At 75.9% G+C, this 14,962-nt stretch carries 14 protein-coding genes and 1 riboswitch; of the genes, 4 read left to right on the plus strand and 10 right to left on the minus strand.

The window, feature by feature from the left end:
* Nucleotides 1-25: 25 nt before the first annotated feature.
* The 4 genes from SH587_RS06410 to SH587_RS06425 form a co-directional block, all read right to left on the minus strand.
* A complete protein-coding gene (locus tag SH587_RS06410) occupies nucleotides 26-577 on the minus strand; it encodes a carboxymuconolactone decarboxylase family protein (protein WP_320669751.1) in 552 nt (183 codons plus the stop codon).
* Nucleotides 578-866: 289 nt separating this feature from the next.
* Nucleotides 867-1,385 carry a hypothetical protein gene (locus SH587_RS06415; protein WP_320669752.1) on the minus strand — a complete coding sequence of 173 codons (519 nt, stop codon included), beginning with the start codon at nucleotides 1,383-1,385 and terminating at the stop codon, nucleotides 867-869.
* Between the two features lie 6 nt (nucleotides 1,386-1,391).
* Nucleotides 1,392-1,541, minus strand: a riboswitch (cyclic di-AMP (ydaO/yuaA leader).
* A gap of 186 nt (nucleotides 1,542-1,727) precedes the next feature.
* Nucleotides 1,728-5,405 (minus strand): DNA polymerase III subunit alpha, encoded by a 3,678-nt coding sequence (locus tag SH587_RS06420; protein WP_320669753.1) that lies wholly within the window; start codon nucleotides 5,403-5,405, stop codon nucleotides 1,728-1,730.
* A 42-nt stretch (nucleotides 5,406-5,447) separates the two neighbouring features.
* Nucleotides 5,448-6,044, minus strand: coding sequence for a DJ-1/PfpI family protein (locus SH587_RS06425; RefSeq protein WP_320669754.1), 597 nt, complete (start codon nucleotides 6,042-6,044; stop codon nucleotides 5,448-5,450).
* A gap of 72 nt (nucleotides 6,045-6,116) precedes the next feature.
* Between SH587_RS06425 and SH587_RS06430 the strand changes: the two genes are divergently transcribed.
* Nucleotides 6,117-7,187, plus strand: a complete 1,071-nt coding sequence (locus SH587_RS06430; RefSeq protein ID WP_320669755.1) for a GlxA family transcriptional regulator — start codon at nucleotides 6,117-6,119, stop codon at nucleotides 7,185-7,187.
* Between the two features lie 47 nt (nucleotides 7,188-7,234).
* Here the strand turns inward: SH587_RS06430 and SH587_RS06435 are convergent, their stop codons facing one another.
* The 4 genes from SH587_RS06435 to SH587_RS06450 all read right to left on the minus strand — a co-directional run bounded on the left by SH587_RS06435 (nucleotide 7,235) and on the right by SH587_RS06450 (nucleotide 9,557).
* Nucleotides 7,235-7,654: a type II toxin-antitoxin system VapC family toxin gene (locus SH587_RS06435; protein ID WP_320669756.1), complete on the minus strand. Its 420-nt coding sequence runs from the start codon at nucleotides 7,652-7,654 to the stop codon at nucleotides 7,235-7,237.
* Complete coding sequence (locus SH587_RS06440) at nucleotides 7,651-7,878, minus strand: ribbon-helix-helix protein, CopG family (protein ID WP_320669757.1); 228 nt, start codon at nucleotides 7,876-7,878, stop codon at nucleotides 7,651-7,653. Before SH587_RS06440 ends, SH587_RS06435 begins: the two co-directional genes overlap by 4 nt.
* The gene (locus SH587_RS06445) at nucleotides 7,853-9,169 is read right to left on the minus strand and encodes a hypothetical protein (RefSeq protein ID WP_320669758.1); all 1,317 of its coding nucleotides are present in this window, start codon (nucleotides 9,167-9,169) and stop codon (nucleotides 7,853-7,855) included. The genes SH587_RS06440 and SH587_RS06445 overlap by 26 nt, the downstream gene beginning before the upstream one ends.
* Before the next feature lie 85 nt (nucleotides 9,170-9,254).
* Nucleotides 9,255-9,557 (minus strand): hypothetical protein, encoded by a 303-nt coding sequence (locus tag SH587_RS06450; RefSeq protein WP_320669759.1) that lies wholly within the window; start codon nucleotides 9,555-9,557, stop codon nucleotides 9,255-9,257.
* A gap of 145 nt (nucleotides 9,558-9,702) precedes the next feature.
* On the opposite strand from SH587_RS06450, the gene SH587_RS06455 reads away from it, so the two are divergent.
* The 3 genes from SH587_RS06455 to SH587_RS06465 are packed head-to-tail and all read left to right on the plus strand — an operon-like array spanning nucleotide 9,703 to nucleotide 11,714.
* Entirely contained in the window at nucleotides 9,703-10,329 is a 627-nt protein-coding gene (locus SH587_RS06455) for a DUF47 domain-containing protein (RefSeq protein ID WP_320669760.1), read from the plus strand.
* Between the two features lie 57 nt (nucleotides 10,330-10,386).
* Nucleotides 10,387-11,490: an inorganic phosphate transporter gene (locus SH587_RS06460; RefSeq protein ID WP_320669761.1), complete on the plus strand. Its 1,104-nt coding sequence runs from the start codon at nucleotides 10,387-10,389 to the stop codon at nucleotides 11,488-11,490.
* Nucleotides 11,487-11,714, plus strand: coding sequence for a hypothetical protein (locus SH587_RS06465; RefSeq protein ID WP_320669762.1), 228 nt, complete (start codon nucleotides 11,487-11,489; stop codon nucleotides 11,712-11,714). Before SH587_RS06460 ends, SH587_RS06465 begins: the two co-directional genes overlap by 4 nt.
* A gap of 10 nt (nucleotides 11,715-11,724) precedes the next feature.
* Here SH587_RS06465 and SH587_RS06470 read toward each other — a convergent pair whose 3' ends face one another.
* Nucleotides 11,725-13,017 carry a Y-family DNA polymerase gene (locus SH587_RS06470; RefSeq protein WP_320669763.1) on the minus strand — a complete coding sequence of 431 codons (1,293 nt, stop codon included), beginning with the start codon at nucleotides 13,015-13,017 and terminating at the stop codon, nucleotides 11,725-11,727.
* 40 nt (nucleotides 13,018-13,057) lie between these two features.
* On the minus strand, nucleotides 13,058-14,944 hold the full coding sequence (locus tag SH587_RS06475) for an LLM class flavin-dependent oxidoreductase (RefSeq protein ID WP_320669764.1): 1,887 nt from the start codon (nucleotides 14,942-14,944) through the stop codon (nucleotides 13,058-13,060).
* Nucleotides 14,945-14,962 lie beyond the last annotated feature (18 nt).

Here is a 14,962-nt window from a genome sequence, read left to right on the forward strand (position 1 = left end):
ACGGCCTCCGGGGCACCACGGACGATCAGGCGGCCCGCAGCTGGCGGGACTCCTCCATCGAACCGTCGACGGGGACGTCACCGGCGATGTTGACCAGCGCGGAGAAGACCTCGACCGAGCCGTAGGCGATCGCCTCGAGCAGCTCCTCCTCGGTCCAGCCCAGCTCCAGCGCCTCCTCCTGGAGGGCGGCCGGGGGCTGGCTGCGACGCTGGAGCAGGTGGCCGACGTAGCGCAGGAGCACGTCCTGCTTCTCGTCGGCCGAGCGGAACTCGCGGGCCAGCTGGACCTCGTCGATGCCGAGGCCGGCGATCCGCGCGGTGCGGCTGTGCATCTTGATCCCCGGCGCCGAGCGGAAGTGCTCGGCGACGGCGAGCGACAGCCGCTCCTTGGTCTGGGTGTCGAGCACGCCGTGACGCAGCTCGTTGCGGAAGCGGGCGTATCCGCGGAGCGCGGCCGGCGAACCCGCGAGCACCCCGACCAGGTTCGGCAGCTGACCGGCCGAGTGCAGCGCCCCCTTCAGGACCGGGAGCGACCCCTCGGGGGCCGACAGGTCGTCGTGGATGGTGAAACGGCTCATCGCGTTGGGCATGCGCGACCTTCCAGCGGGATCTTTATTCGTACTTCATCAAGTGAAGTGGCTTACCGATGATTAGTGTAGGCACCGGATCGCTGGTATGCAAGTACCCAAGCGCGCCAGATATCACACAGGCCGACTGAGATCTGCCGCAGGCCGGTGGGAGCAGCGTTCGCGGCCGTCGCGAGCCCGGGCGAGCGGGCCGTTCGGGGACGGCGGAGCGGACGGGCGAGCGCCGTCGGTTCGAGGAAGCCTCCCCCGTGAGCGGGAGGCCGAGGAAGGCGACCGGCGGCTAGCGGCCGGCGGTCAGCGCGTGGTGCACGACGGCGGCGTCCGACGTGGTCGCGGCGGCGAGCACGAGGAACAGGCCGAGCAGCGCGGCGTAGAGGAGCAGCTTCTCCGGTCGGGCGACCGGGCTGCTGGTGCGACGGCGGGCCGGCCGACGGTTGCCGGGGCGACGGGCGACGTCGGATCCGGGGCGGGCCCCGGCGGGGACCTCGCGCGAGCGCTCCCGGGCGCGGCGGTGCCGCTCGCGCTCGATCCGGTGACGCTCGTCGCCGCGCTCCTCGTTGCTGAAGGGCGACTCGTCGACCCACTGGTACTCGACCGCATCGGGCCGGCGCTGGCGGGCCCGACGCTGCTGGGCCGCGGCCCGGGCGGCGGCGGCACGGCGGCGGCGCGCAGCGGCGGACGCCCCACGCTCGTCGTCGTAGCGCGAAGGGGTGCGCTCGTCGAGGACTCGTCGGCGCGGCGCGCTGTGACGGTAGTCCTGCGCGTCAGCCCACCAGGGTTCGTCGCGGTCGTTCGCCATGATCGGTCGGTTCTCCAGCAGCGCTTACGGGGTTAGCTGTCGGACTCGCGCTGGAGTGCGCTACGGCCGTCAGGCCGATTCGCCCCAATACATGGGTCCCCCGCTTTCCGGACGCCGGCGGCAGGCGTGGTTCCGGAAATTCAGCGTTGCGGGCAGGATAGCAGCGTCGCCGGCGACTGCACAACGCGTTCGCCGTCGAGGGCCTTCTGCACGATTCCTTGCAGGAGCAGGAAGTTCTTGTGTATCGCCCCTGTTCCGTGGCACGTACGCGCGCGCACGCGGCGCGCGTGGCGCCCCCGGGAACCGGTGGTGGCGACGCCATCCTGCGGCGCGATCGGCGGCTCAGCGGCGCCCGCCCCTCCCGCGACCGAAGTGCATGACGTTCGGGGCCACCGGCCGGAAGCCGCCGGGCCGCGGGGCGACCCCGCCGCCGACCGCGATCAGTTCCGGCTCCTCCTCCGCCTGCCGGGCGCGCTGCTCCAGCTGCTCGGGGCTCAGCGTCCGCAGGGTGCGGACGGTCGCCGCGGTGTCCTCGGTCAGCTCGTCGAGCGCCCGGATCCGCCGCACCAGCACGTTGATCTGGCCGCCGCCCGCCGGCAGCTTCTCCAGCCGCCCCTCGGCGACGACCAGCGGCTCGGTCCGGACCGCCTGCCGGTCGCGCAGGTAGACCTCCGGCGGGACGACCAGGTTGATCGTGCCCTCCTCGTCCTCCAGCAGCAGGAAGACGACGCCCTTGGCGCTGCCGGGCCGCTGGCGGGCCAGGACCAGGCCGGCGACCTGGACGCTGCGCCCGTGCCGCAGCTCCTTCAGCTGCTCGCTGATCGTGACCCCGCGGGGCTCGACCTGGTTGCGCAGCAGCCGCATCGGGTGCGGTCCCGCGGTCAGGCCGGTGGTGGCGTAGTCGGCGATCAGTCGCTCCCACGGCGTCATCTCCGCCAGCTGCGGGTCGCGGGCGGCCGGCGCCGCCTCCAGCTCGAGCGCCAGCTGGGTGCCGGAGCGCACCCGCCGCCCCGGGTTCAGCAACCCCAGCTGCCAGAGCGCCGCCCGTCGCCGACGGGCCTCCGGCACCGAACCCTCACCGTCGACTCCAGCCTGACCCACGAGCTCGTCGCAGGCCCCGGCCCAGGCCAGCTGCTCGAGCGACCCGATGCTCGTCCCCAGCCGCGTGACGAGGTCGCCGATCGAGCGCCACGGGCCGTGCGCGCGCCGCTCCTCGACCAGCGCCGCGACCTCGTGGCGGTGGACGCCCTTGACGTAGCCCAGCCCGAGCCGGATCGCCCCGTCGGCGGTGGTGGTGCACTCGGCGTCGCTGTGGCGGACGTCGGGCGGCCGGACCTCGATCCCTCGCCGGTCGGCCTCGTGGATCAGCGCGTCCGGCGGGTAGAAGCCCATCGGCTGCTCGTTCAGCAGCGCGCAGAGGAACTCCAGCGGCCGGTGAACCCGCAGCCAGGTCGACTGGTACGCCAGCAGGCCGAAGGCGACCGCGTGGGCCTTGGGGAAGCCGAAGCCGGAGAAGCCCTTGACCATCCCCCACACGTGCTCGGCCAGCTCGGGCGTGACGTCGTCGTGGGTGCGGATCGCCCCCTGCACGAACGCCTCGTGCTGCTCCTCCATCGCTTCCTCCGAGCGCTTGCGGCTCATCGCTCGCCGCACGCCCTCGGCCCGGCCGGGGCTGAAGCCGGCGAACTTCTGCGCGATCTCCACCACCTGGTCCTGGAAGAGGATCGTGCCGAGGGTCTGCCGCAGCGGCTCCTCCAGCGACGGGTGGAGGACCGGCACCCGGAAGCGCTGGGCCTCGGGCACGCCGCGTTCCTCCTCGTCCCGGAGCCGCTGCTTGCGCTCGATGTAGGGGTTGACCGCTCCGCCCTGGATCGGCCCGGGACGGACGATCGCCACCTGGATCGTCAGGTCCTCCAGCGTCCGCGGGCGGGTCCGCAGCAGCGAGCCCATCTGGGCCCGGCTCTCGATCTGGAAGACCCCGGTCGTGTCCGCCTTCTGGATCGCCTCGTACGTCTCCTCGTCGTCGAGCGGGACCCGGGCCAGGTCGAACGGCTGCTCCTGGTCGGGACGGGCGGAGATCAGCTCGACGCAGCGTTCGACGCAGGAGAGCATCCCCAGGCCGAGCAGGTCGATCTTCGCGAAGCCCGCGTCGGAGCAGGAGTCCTTGTCCCACATGATCATCTGCCGGCCCTCCATCGCGGAGGGAACGACCGGGCAGCAGTCGATCAGCGGCTGGGTCGAGATGATCATCCCGCCGGGGTGCTGCGAGAGGTGGCGCGGGAGCCCGTGGGCCATCGAGGCCAGCCGCGCCAGCCACGCCCAGCGGCCCGGCAGCCCGCGGCCCGGGTCCTCCTCGAGCGGCCGCCACGGCGGCTCCATCCCGGGCGCGACCGGCGCCGGCGGCCCGAGCGCGATCGGCTCGCGCGGCGGCGAGGAGCCTTCGTCGTGGAGCGGGGCGTCGGCGTGCGGGACGCCGCCGTCGAGCCGCAGCCCGAGGGCGGCGGCGATGTCCTCGGCCACGCTCCGCCCCGACCAGCCCTCGGACCCGCGGGCGACCCGCTCCAGCTCGACCGCCGGCAGCCCGAGCGCCATCCCCAGGTCGCGGATCGCGCCGCGGGCGCGGTAGGTCGGGAAGGCGGCCACCAGCGCCGCCCGCTCCTGCCCGTAGCGCTGGTTGACGCGCGGGATCAGGACCTCGCGGATGTCGCGCGGGAAGTCGAGGTCGATGTCGGGCAGCGTCTGCTGCAGGTCCGCGTGGAGGAAGCGCCCGATCGAGAGGTCGTTGGCGATCGGGTCGACGTGCGAGAGCCCGGTCAGGTAGCAGACGATCGAGGAGACGCTCGACCCCCGGCCGCGGCCCGGGGCCAGCAGCGCCCGCGCCGCCGCCGTGCCGCGGACCTCGGCGGCGACCTCGGCGGCGAGCTGGAGGATCTCGTGGTGGAGGTGGAAGAAGCCGGAGAGGTCGAGCTTGGCGATCAGCCGCAGCTCCTCGTCGAGCCGGCGACGGGCCTGCTCCCGGACCTGGGCCGGCGACCGCCGGTCGCTCTTCGAGAGCTGGATCCGCTCGTCCACGTAGCGCTTCTCGAACTCCTCGTTGCAGACGGCCGCGAGCTTCCGCGGCATCTCGGCGTCCTCCTGCCCCGGGTAGCGGTAGCCGACGCTCGTCGTCAGGTCGAAGCCGTCCACCAGCCGCTCGGCCAGGCGGACCGTCTCCGCCACGGCCTCGGGCTGGTCCTCGAACCGCCGGACCATCGCCTGCGGGCCGGCGAGGGCGTGGCTGTGGTTGCCGCGGCGCAGCGGCTCGGAGGCGTCGAGCGTGGTCCGGTGGCGGACCGCGACCAGCGCGTCCTGCAGCCGCGCGCGCTGGCGCGAATGGGCGTGGACGTTGCCGGTGGCCACGCAGCGCAGGCCGAACCGCCGCGCCAGCTCCGTGCGCGTGCGCGCGTGATCGCGGTCGTCGCGCAGGTAGCGGCGCTGGAGCTCGACGTAGAGGTGGTCGCGGTCGAAGACCTGGAGCAGCGAGCGGATCCCGTCGGCGTCGTCGAAGCCGTGGTCGGCGCAGCCGCTGAGGCAGACCAGGCCCTCGGCGTGCTCGGCCAGGTCGCCGATCGTGATCCACGGCCGGCCGGCGGTCCGCTGCGGATGGTCGCGCGTGCGCGCGTGGGCGACGGTCAGCAGCCGGCAGAGGTTGCGCCACCCCCGCTGGTGCTCCACCAGCAGCGTCAGGTGGCGGGTCGGCGTCCGCTCCAGCTCCCAGTCGCCGACCATCCGGCCCTCCCGCATCGGCGGCAGGCCCTTCGACACCACGGTCACCTCGGCCCCGTGGATCGCCTTCATCTCCAGCTCCGCCGCCGCCTTGGCGAACTCCATCGCCCCGGCGACCGTGTCGTGATCGGTCAGGGCCAGTGCCCCGTACCCCTCGCGCTTCGCCGCCCGCAGCAGCTCCTCCGGCAGCGACGCCCCGTCGAGGAACGAGTAGGCCGAGTGACAGTGCAGCTCGACGTAGGGCGTGGACGACACGAACGCATGTTCGCATCGCCGGCGGACGCGACCCGCACCCCATCAGCCGACCGCCGTCACCCGCGGCTCGTACTCCATCCGCAGTGCCCCGAACCGGGCCGCGTCGGCCCCGGCGAACCGCTCGACCAGCCGCAGGGCGACGTCGAGGCCGGAGGTGACGCCGCCGCCGGTCAGCAGGTCGCCGTCGTCGACCACCCGCGCCTCGGGACGGACGTCGGCCCCCGCCGCGGCCAGGTCGGCGAGCGCCACCCGGTGGGTCACCGCCGGCCGTCCGGTCAGCAGTCCGCCGCGGGCCAGCAGCATCGCGCCGGTGCAGACCGAGGCCACCACGCTGCCGGCGGCGTGGCGGGCCGCGATCGCCGCGGGCAGGACGCCGCGCTCGTGCTCGGCCCAGGTGCCGGCGCTGCTGCGCGCGGCCCAGCCGCCGCCGGGGACGATCAGCACGTCGGGACGGGCGGCCAGCGCCGCGTCGGGCAGCACCCGCAGCCCGTGGGTGGCGACGACCGGGCGCTCCAGCGACCGCTCGTCCCCGTCGACCACCAGCTCGCAGCGGAAGCCGGCGGCGGCGAGGACCTCGAACGGCGCGATCGCGTCGAGCTCGTCGAAACCGTCGTAGAGGAGGATCTGCGCATCGGGCATCGGCCGATCGTGGCGGGGCGGCGCCAGCGCGACCAGTGGCAGGAACGACCCGGTTCGTGCTATTCCTGCCATGTGCCGGCCCTCCCCCTCCCCGACGCGCCGGAGACGGCGGCGCGGCCGCACGAGGTCGTCGCGCTCGTCCTGCCCGACGTCGTGCTGCTCGACCTGGCCGCGCCCTGCCACCTGTTCGGGCACATCGGCCACCCCCACTACCGGCTGCGGGTGGCCATGGCGCCGGCGACGCCGTCGAGCCCCGACGCGCCGATCCCCGACGGGCCCGGCGACCACGCGACCACGATCGGACCGCTCGGCCTGACGCTCGCCAGCGCCCACGGGCTCGAGGCGCTCGACGACGCCGACACGATCGTCGTCCCCGGCTACGGCCGCGCGGCCCGCGTGCCGCCGCCGGCCGCCGTCCTCGACGCCCTGCGGCGGGCCGCCGCCCGCGGCGCGCGGGTGATGTCGGTCTGCACCGGGGCGTTCGCCCTCGCCCACGCCGGGCTGCTCGACGGCCGCCGCGCCACCACCCACTGGCACGACAGCGAGCGGCTGGCGACCCAGTTCCCGAAGGTCACCGTCGATCCCGACGTGCTCTACGTCGACGCGGGCGCGGTGCTGACCAGCGCCGGCGTCGCCGCGGGGCTCGACCTCTGCCTGCACGTGGTCCGCCGCGACCTCGGCGCCGAGGTCGCCGCCACGATGGCCCGCCGGACGGTGGTCGCGCCCCACCGCGACGGCGGCCAGGCCCAGTTCATCCACCAGCCGGTGCCCGACCCGGTGCCCGGCGGCGTCGACCTGGAACGGACCCGCGCCTGGGCCCAGCGGCACCTGGACCGGCCGCTCGACGTCGCGACCCTCGCCCGCCACGCCCAGGTCAGCGAGCGGACCTTCGCCCGCCGCTTCCGGGCCGAGACGGGGACCACGCCGGCCCGCTGGATCGCCCAGCGGCGGGTGGCCCTCGCCCGCGAGCTGCTGGAGCGGGACGACCGGCCGATCGAGGCGATCGCGCTCGCCTGCGGGTTCGGCGACGCCGCCGTCCTGCGCGCGCACTTCGCCCGGATCGTCGGCACCACCCCGACCGCCTACCGCCGGACCTTCCGTGGCCGCGGTCCGCTTCCGGTGGCCGCGACCGGCGGACGCTGAGCCGCCGTCGCCCGCCGGCCCGCGCGGCCGTCGTCCGGCCCGGCCGCTCACCGTCGGACCTCGCCCGGCGCGACCGCCAGCCCCGCGGCCACCAGCGCCCGGTCGCCGCTGACCAGCGTCAGCCCACGGGCGGCGGCGACCGCCGCGTAGGCCGCGTCGTAGGCGGTCAGGCCGCGCTCCTCGGCCAGCTCGGCGGCCCGCCGCCACTCGCCGCCGTCGGGCACCAGCGGCGGCGCCCCGGCCAGCGTCCGACAGGCGTCGACCAGGCCCTCGGCGTCGGCGGCCGGACGCCGCCAGCCGCGCAGCACGACGTTCGCCAGCTCGTAGAGCGTCAGGTCGAGCAGCCGCAGCTCGACCCGCCGCGCGATCCGCCGCTCGACGATCCGCCGCGCCGGATCGTGGTCGGGCTCGCCGTCCGGGCGGGCCCAGGCCAGCCAGACCGAGCTGTCCAGCAGCAGCGGGCTCATCGGGCGTCGCGGTCGCGCCGCACCAGGTCGGCCGCGGGCGCGGCGTCGATTCCGGCGAAGCGGCCGGCGACCCAGGTGGCGGCGGTCCGCGCCGCCTCGTCCCGGTCGCCGAGCGCGGCGGCCGCCGCCTGCTGCAGGAACGCGCTGCGGGACAGGCCCCGCTCGCGCGCCGCGTCGTCCACGCGCAACAACAGATCCTCAGGCATCGAGATCAGCACCTTCATGGAGGGGAGGATATACGGATATATGGGAGATGGCCAGACAGTCGGGACGGGGGTCCCAGACGCCGCCCGGAGGGCGGGTGCGGGCGGCCACCAGCCGCGAGACCTCGCGCACGTCGCGCTCGTGGACGGCCAGGCGCAAGCCCAGCCCCAACTCGACCTCACGGCCGTCGACGGTCGCGCCGACGCGGTACTCGCGCTCGTCGATCCAGCCGTCCTCGCGCGCCCAGCGCCCGAGCGCGGCGGCCGCCCGCTGCGCCGCCGGCCCGCGCCCCGCGACCAGGCCCGCGATCAGCGCCCGCAGCTGGGCCGCGGCCGCCGGCCGGGTGAGATCCAGCCGCAGCTGGTAGTCGCGGCGGCGGGCGCCGTCGCCGCTGTCGATCCGGCCGGCCAGCCGCAGCTCGCGCGGGCGCAGGTCGCGGTCGAGGACCACCATCGCGGTCCGCTCGACCCGCAGGCCACCGCCAAGCTGCAGGCTCAGCGGCCCCGCGAGCCGCCCGGCGACCGCCACCGGCAGCGCCAGCCCGATCGTGGTGATCCCGGTCCGGCGGTCACGGGTGCCCTCGCCGTGGAGGCCGGCGACGGCGGTCCCGGACGCGCGCAGGTCGAGCGGCCCGGAGACCGAGCCGGCGAGCGTGCCGTCGACCCCGATCCGGACCCGCTCGACCCGCGGCGGCTCGACCCCGCGACGGGCGGCGACGGGGTCATCGCCCGTGATCTGCGCGCGCCGCCAGGCCACGTAGCGGCGGAGGAAGTCGTCGGCCGCGGCCCGGTCGGGCAGCTCCCAGCTGTCGCCCCAGCCGCCCCGCAGCCGCGCCTCGACCGACGCGGTCGCCCGCACCCCCACCCCACCGCGGGGCGCGTCGGCGTCGACCAGCTCGGCGTCGCCCGCGACCCGCCGCCCGATCCCGAAGCGGCCGCCGGCCGAGAGCCCCACGCCGCCCTCGAGGTCGCGGTAGGCGGTGATCGCCACCGTCCCGTCGGAGCGCCGCTCGACCACCATGCTCTCGCTGCTGCCGATGCGGAAGATCAGGAAGCCGGCCCCGCCCTCGTGCGTTCGCTCGTCGCGGGCGACGAGGCACGGCGGCTGGCGGTGGAACGGCGCGCAGCGAGCGCCGCTGGCGACGCAGAGCGCCCGCCGGACCCCGGAGTGGACCGCGTTGAAGAGCGCCGGCGCCCAGCCGAGCGCCGCCCCGCCCCCGAGCAGCAGCAGGACCAGCCCGGTCAGGGCGGCGTGCTCGACGCTGGCCTGACCGTCGTCGCGACGGAGGAGGAAGCGGCGGGGCGGGGACACACCGGCAGCCTGCCCCAGCCCGCTGTGACGGGACCAGTCCCAGTTCGTGCCGGAAGTGCGCCGATCGGGCGGCGGAAGCGCGCGGTCAGCGCAGGCGCCACCACTGCCGCGGCCAGCTGGTCAGGTCGCAGAAGACCACGACCGCCCGACCGCGGACGGTCACCACCTCCCACATCCGCCGCAGCAGCGGCTCGTCGGTCCACCAGCGGTCGTCGAGCAGCCAGGTGGCGACGACCGCTTCGACCGGCTCGCCGTCGACCACCTGCGGCCGTCCGCCGGCACCCCAGCGGACCTGCGCCGGACGCGGCTCGCCCAGCCGCCGCAGGACCGTCGGCGCCGGCGCCGCCCGCCGTCCGGGCGTCCGCGATCGGCGACGCGCGGGGGGCACGCGATCGGCGGAGCCGGCAGGACGTTCGACGGACGACACGAACGGATGTTCGCATCCGTCCTGGACGCTGTCCGCGACGCGGCGTGCACGGCCCCAACCGCGGCGCCCCCCGACGCTTCACATGGTGATTACATCCGGTTCACACATGGCTCGTCTGACGCAGATCATCACGGGGCGCGACACCTCGTACTTCGACCTCTTCGAGGAGTCGGCAGCCAACGCGGTGCGCGCCGCCGAGCTGCTCAGCCGCTTCCTCCACGAGTTCCCGGACAACCCCAAGATCGCGAAGGAGATCCGGGAGGTCGAGAGCGACACCGACCGGATCACCCACGACATCATCCAGCACCTCAACCAGACGTTCGTCACGCCGCTCGAGCGCGAGGACATCCTGGAGCTGGCCTCGGCACTGGACGACATCGTCGACTACATCGACGAGAGCGCGGACCTGATCATCCTCTACAAGGTCGAGGCGGCGATGGACCAGGCGCACGGCCTGGGCGACATCCTGCTCGAGGCCGCCCGCGCGCTGCAGCAGGCGATGCCGCGGCTGCGGACCTTCGGCGACATCCGCCACTTCACCGTCGAGGTCAACCGGCTGGAGAACGACGGCGACCGGCTGTCGCGGGCCGCGATCGCCGGCCTCTTCGACGGCGGGATCGACCCGATGGTCGTGATCCGCTGGAAGGACATCTTCGAGCACCTGGAGGAGGCGATCGACGCGTGCGAGCGGGTCGCCAACATCCTCGAGGGCATCGTCATCAAGAACCGCTGACGACCACCCCGCGCACGCCGATGACGCCCCGCACGCCGACCGCCTCCCCCTGACCCGATGGCCTCCGATCTGCTGTTGGCGCTGGTCGTGGGAGCCGCGCTGGCCTTCGACTTCACCAACGGCTTCCACGACACCGCCAACGTGGTGGCGACGTCGATCTCGACCCGGGCGATGGCGCCGCGGGCCGCGATCGCGCTGGCCGCGGTCCTGAACTTCATCGGCGCCTTTCTCTCGCTCGAGGTCGCCGCCACGATCGCCAAGGGGATCGTCGACTCCGGCGCGATCACGCTCCAGGTGGTCTTCGCCGGGCTGATCGGCGCGATCCTCTGGAACCTCGTCACCTGGTGGTACGGGCTGCCGTCGAGCTCGTCGCACGCCCTGATCGGCGGCGTCGTCGGCGCGATGCTCGTCTCGCACGGGCCGTCGCACATCCACGGCGACGGGCTGCTGGGCAAGGTCGTGCTACCGGCGTTCGTCGCCCCGGTGCTGGCGTTCGTGGTCGCCGGCGTCTCGATCCTGCTCGTCTACCGGATCGTCGGCCGCCTGCGACCGGGACCGGTGGCCCGCGGCTTCCGCCTGGGCCAGATCGCCTCCGGATCGCTGCTGGCGCTGGCCCACGGCACCAACGACGCCCAGAAGACGATGGGCGTGATCACGCTGGCGCTGGTCGCCCACGGGTCGCTCTCGGCCGCCAACCCCGAGGTGCCGTTCTGGGTCGTGATCGCGTCGGCCAGCGCGATCGCGCTCGGGACCTACTCCGGCGGCTGGCGGATCATCCGCACGATGGGCTCGAAGATCATCAAGATGGACGCCGCCCAGGGCTTCAGCGCCCAGGGCTCGGGCGCCGCGGTGATCCTGGCCGCGACCCACGTCGGATTCCCGCTCTCGACCACCCACGTGATCTCCGGCGGCGTCGTCGGCGCCGGGGCGGCCAAGCGGCTCTCGGCGGTCAAGTGGGGCGTCGCCGGCAACATGGCCGTGGCCTGGATCCTCACGATCCCCGCCGCCGGCCTGACCGGCGCGGCCGCCTACGGGATCTCGGCCCTCTTCGGCGGCGGCACACTCGGTCCGCTGGTCGTCTGCCTGGTGCTGGCGATCGCGACGGTCGCCCTGATCCGCGCCCGCAGCACCCCGGCGGCGCTGGCGGAGGACCCGGCATGAGCGACGCCAGCGACCTGCTCGAGGTGGTCTGGACCGGCCTGCTGGCCGGCGTCGGGCTGAGCGTGATCTTCGCGCTGGTGATCGCCGCGGTCACCCGCGCCGGCACCGCCCACCGCGACGGGCGCACCGGCGCCGCGGTCGTCCAGGGCGCGATCGCCGTCGTCGCCAGCCTGCTCTGCCTGGGCGCGGTGGCGCTGGCGCTGATCACGATGCTCAGCAAGTAGCGGCGCGGCGCTAAGCCTCGAACGGCGTCAGCGCCATCCGCCGCTCGGCCATCCGCGAGCCGGGATCGACCTCGACCACCCGCAGCGCGGCCTCCGCGCCGGCGACCTCGCGGACCTGGTGGACCGCCTCGCGCAGGCGCGCGCGGCGGACCGCCTCGGCCTCCTCCAGCAGCGGCCGGTCGGCGGGGACCGGGGCGCCGAAGCCGTCGACCCGCAGCGTCAGCCGCTCGGCCGGCGAGGGCAGCAGCGCCAGCCGCAGCCCCAGGGCCAGGCGGATCCGCTGTGGATCGACCATCGCCTCGCGGAGGACGATCCGCTCCTGCCACGTTCCCCGCTCGACCAGGTGGGCCTGCAGGACCAGCGACCGCAGCGGCCGGTGACGGCGCCGCGGATCGGCCAGCACGCGGTCGATCAGCAGCCCCAGCGCCTGGCCCAGCTGCTCGCCCGAGGCGGCCTCCGGCAGGCGCAGGTCGGCCTCGATCCGGTCGGGCGGGTCGCGCGGGCGCAGCGGCTCGTCCTGGCCCCGCAGCAGCTCCTGGGCGATCAGCCCCGGCCGCCCGAACCGCTCGCCGACCGCCCCCGACGGCAGCGCGGCCAGCGCCCCGAGGGTGGCGATGCCGAGCCGCTCCAGCGGCTGGACCAGCTCGGCCAGGTCGCGGCGCAGGCCGAGCGCGGCGATCGGCTCGTCGGCCAGCACCGGCGGCAGCAGCCCGCCGACCGGCACCCCGTGCCCGAGCCGGCCGCGCGTGACCCGGGTGCCCATCGCCGGCGGCTCGACCACCATCGGGTGCCGCTGGCGCGCCCGGCCGGCGGCCACCCGGGCCAGGAAGCGGGTCGGGGCGACGCCGATCCGGACCGGCTCCCGGATCGCGCCGTGGATCGCCGCCGCGGTGCCGGCGAGGGTGCCGCCGTGCAGCCGCCGGATCCCGGCCGCCGCGAACCAGGCGGTGCCGGTGGCGCCGGTCGCGCCCGGGACCCGCGCCTCGGTCGTCCCGCCGACCGGCCCGACGTCGACCGCCGCCCCGATCCCCTCCAGCCGCTGGACGATCGCCTCCCACGCGACCTCGACGGCGACCGGATCCGGCGGCAGCAGCCGCAGCCGCGGGCAGCAGGCCAGCGCCTCGCCGAGGGTCTGGCCGGGACGGACCCCGAGCGCCTCGGCCGCCGGCGAGACCAGGCCGATCCGCTGGACCTGACCGGCCTGCGGGGCGAGCGCGATCGGGACCCCGAGCAGCTCGTCGTGGCCGTCCGCGGCGACGACCAGCGGCAGGCGGGGGAAGTGGACGCAGACGACCGACGACACGAACGCATGTTCGCATCCGGGGAGGACGCGTCCGGGCCGCTCAGCCGCGGAAGAGGTCGCCGAGCCGGACCGCCAGGGCCAGATCGCCCTCCAGGTCGAGCCGCCCGGCCAGCAGCGCGCTGCCGGCGTCGATCCGGCCCCCGGCCAGCCGCAGCAGGTCCTCGGGCGCCAGCCGCAGGGTCAGCGACGGCTCGCGGGCGGCCCCGCGGCGGGCGATCGAGCGGGTCGGGGTCGCCTCGACCGTCCACGCCCGCACCCGACCGTCCGCCTCGAGCAGGTCGAACTGCAGCTCGCCGCTGAAGGCCCCGGCCCGGGCCGCCGGCCGCAGCGCGCGCGCCATCCCCCGGAAGACGACGGCGAGCGCGGGATCGCTGGCCACCGTCCGCCGCAGCAGGCCGGGGCCGCTGCGGTCGAGCAGCGCCCCGAACGCCGCCCCGCCGCCGCGGGCCAGGCCGGCGCGCAGAGCCTCGACCGCGCTGCGGCGGGCGATCGCCTCGTCGACCCCGCCGCCGTTGCCGGTCGCCGCGGCCAGCACCTCGTCGCCGGTCACCGGTCCGGCCCCGTGCGACCCGCCGCTGCCGTAGGCGGCGCCGGCGGTGCCCGCGCCGGCCGGGGTCCCGGGACGCGGCGGGGCGTCGCCGCCGACCGCACCCGAGACGGTCCCGAGACCGATCGGCGGGGCCGGCGCGTCGTCGTCGACCCCGTCCTCGCGCGGGAGCACGATCGTCTCGCGCTCGGGTGGGATCGGCCGCCGGCGGCCGAGCGCGGCGGCGATCCGGGGGTCGTCGGCGACCACCGCGTCCTCGTCGTCCTCGTCCTCGGTCAGCTCCGGCAGGACGGTCCGGCCGAGCAGCTCCAGCGAGCGGCGCAGGACGTCGGGCTCGAGCAGCCCGACCGGCGGGGCGAGCAGCACCTCCTCGACCCCGGCGTCGCGGTAGCGGGCCAGCAGCTCGACCACCTGGTCGGGATCGCCGACCGCGCCGCGGACGCTGCCGCCGACCCGGATCGCCAGCGGGGCGTCGGGATCGGCCAGGATCGGCGCCGGGTCGTAGCCGACGGCGGCGCGGCGGCGGGCGAACTGCTCGGCGACGCGAGTCCGGCCCGGCCGGTGGGCGCCGAAGCGGGTGTGGTGGTCGAGCAGGTGGCGGTGCAGGTGGATCGCGTCCAGCCCCTCGGCCAGCGCGGTCGCGGGGGCCTCGCCGACGTGCAGCGGGAGCGTCACCGCCAGCCCGGTCTCGACCGTCGCGCCGACCGGGGTGCAGCGGTCGGAGCGCAGGACCGCCCGCTGCTCGGCGACCCACTCCCCCGCCTCCTCCGGTTCCAGCAAGGTCCGGACCAGCGCGCCGAGGCCGGCCTCGGCGGCGGCGCGGACGTCGTCGGGCCGGTCGCAGGCGCGCCAGAGCGGCGGGTGCGGACGCTGGTGGGGACGCGGGACCAGCTGGCGGACCGGCAGGCCGTCGGGCCCGTCCTCGCCGCTGAACGGCTCCTCGGCCAGCAGCCGCGCGACCTGCAGCGCGGTCCGGTCGGCGGCGGCGCGGGTGCCGCGGCGGGCGATCCGCAGCGGCCGCAGCTCGATCGCGCTGGCCGGTTCGGCGAAGGCGACGGCGACGCGCCCGCCGGAGAGGGCGTCGAGCGCGGCCACGGCCGCCGCCAACCGCGCCGGGTGCTGGACGTGGGGATGGGCCAGCAGCGGCCCGAGGCCGAGCCCGAGCCGGCGGGTGCGGGTGGCGATCGCGCCCAGCAGCGCCTCGGGCGGGCCGCCGTGGTGCAATTCCTCGTGGAAGTGCCGCTCCGGCAGCCAGACCCGGGCGATTCCCAGCCGCTCCGCCTCGACGGCCAGGTCGACGAGGTCGCGCAGCCGCCGCCCGTCGCCGGTCGGTGCCCAGGGTCGAGGGTGGAGCGCCTCGAGCAGCAGCGCGAACCGCATCGGCGCCGGACGCTATCC

The sequence above is a fragment of the Patulibacter defluvii genome (assembly GCF_034096925.1).
Taxonomy (GTDB): Bacteria; Actinomycetota; Thermoleophilia; order Solirubrobacterales; family Solirubrobacteraceae; genus Patulibacter; species Patulibacter defluvii.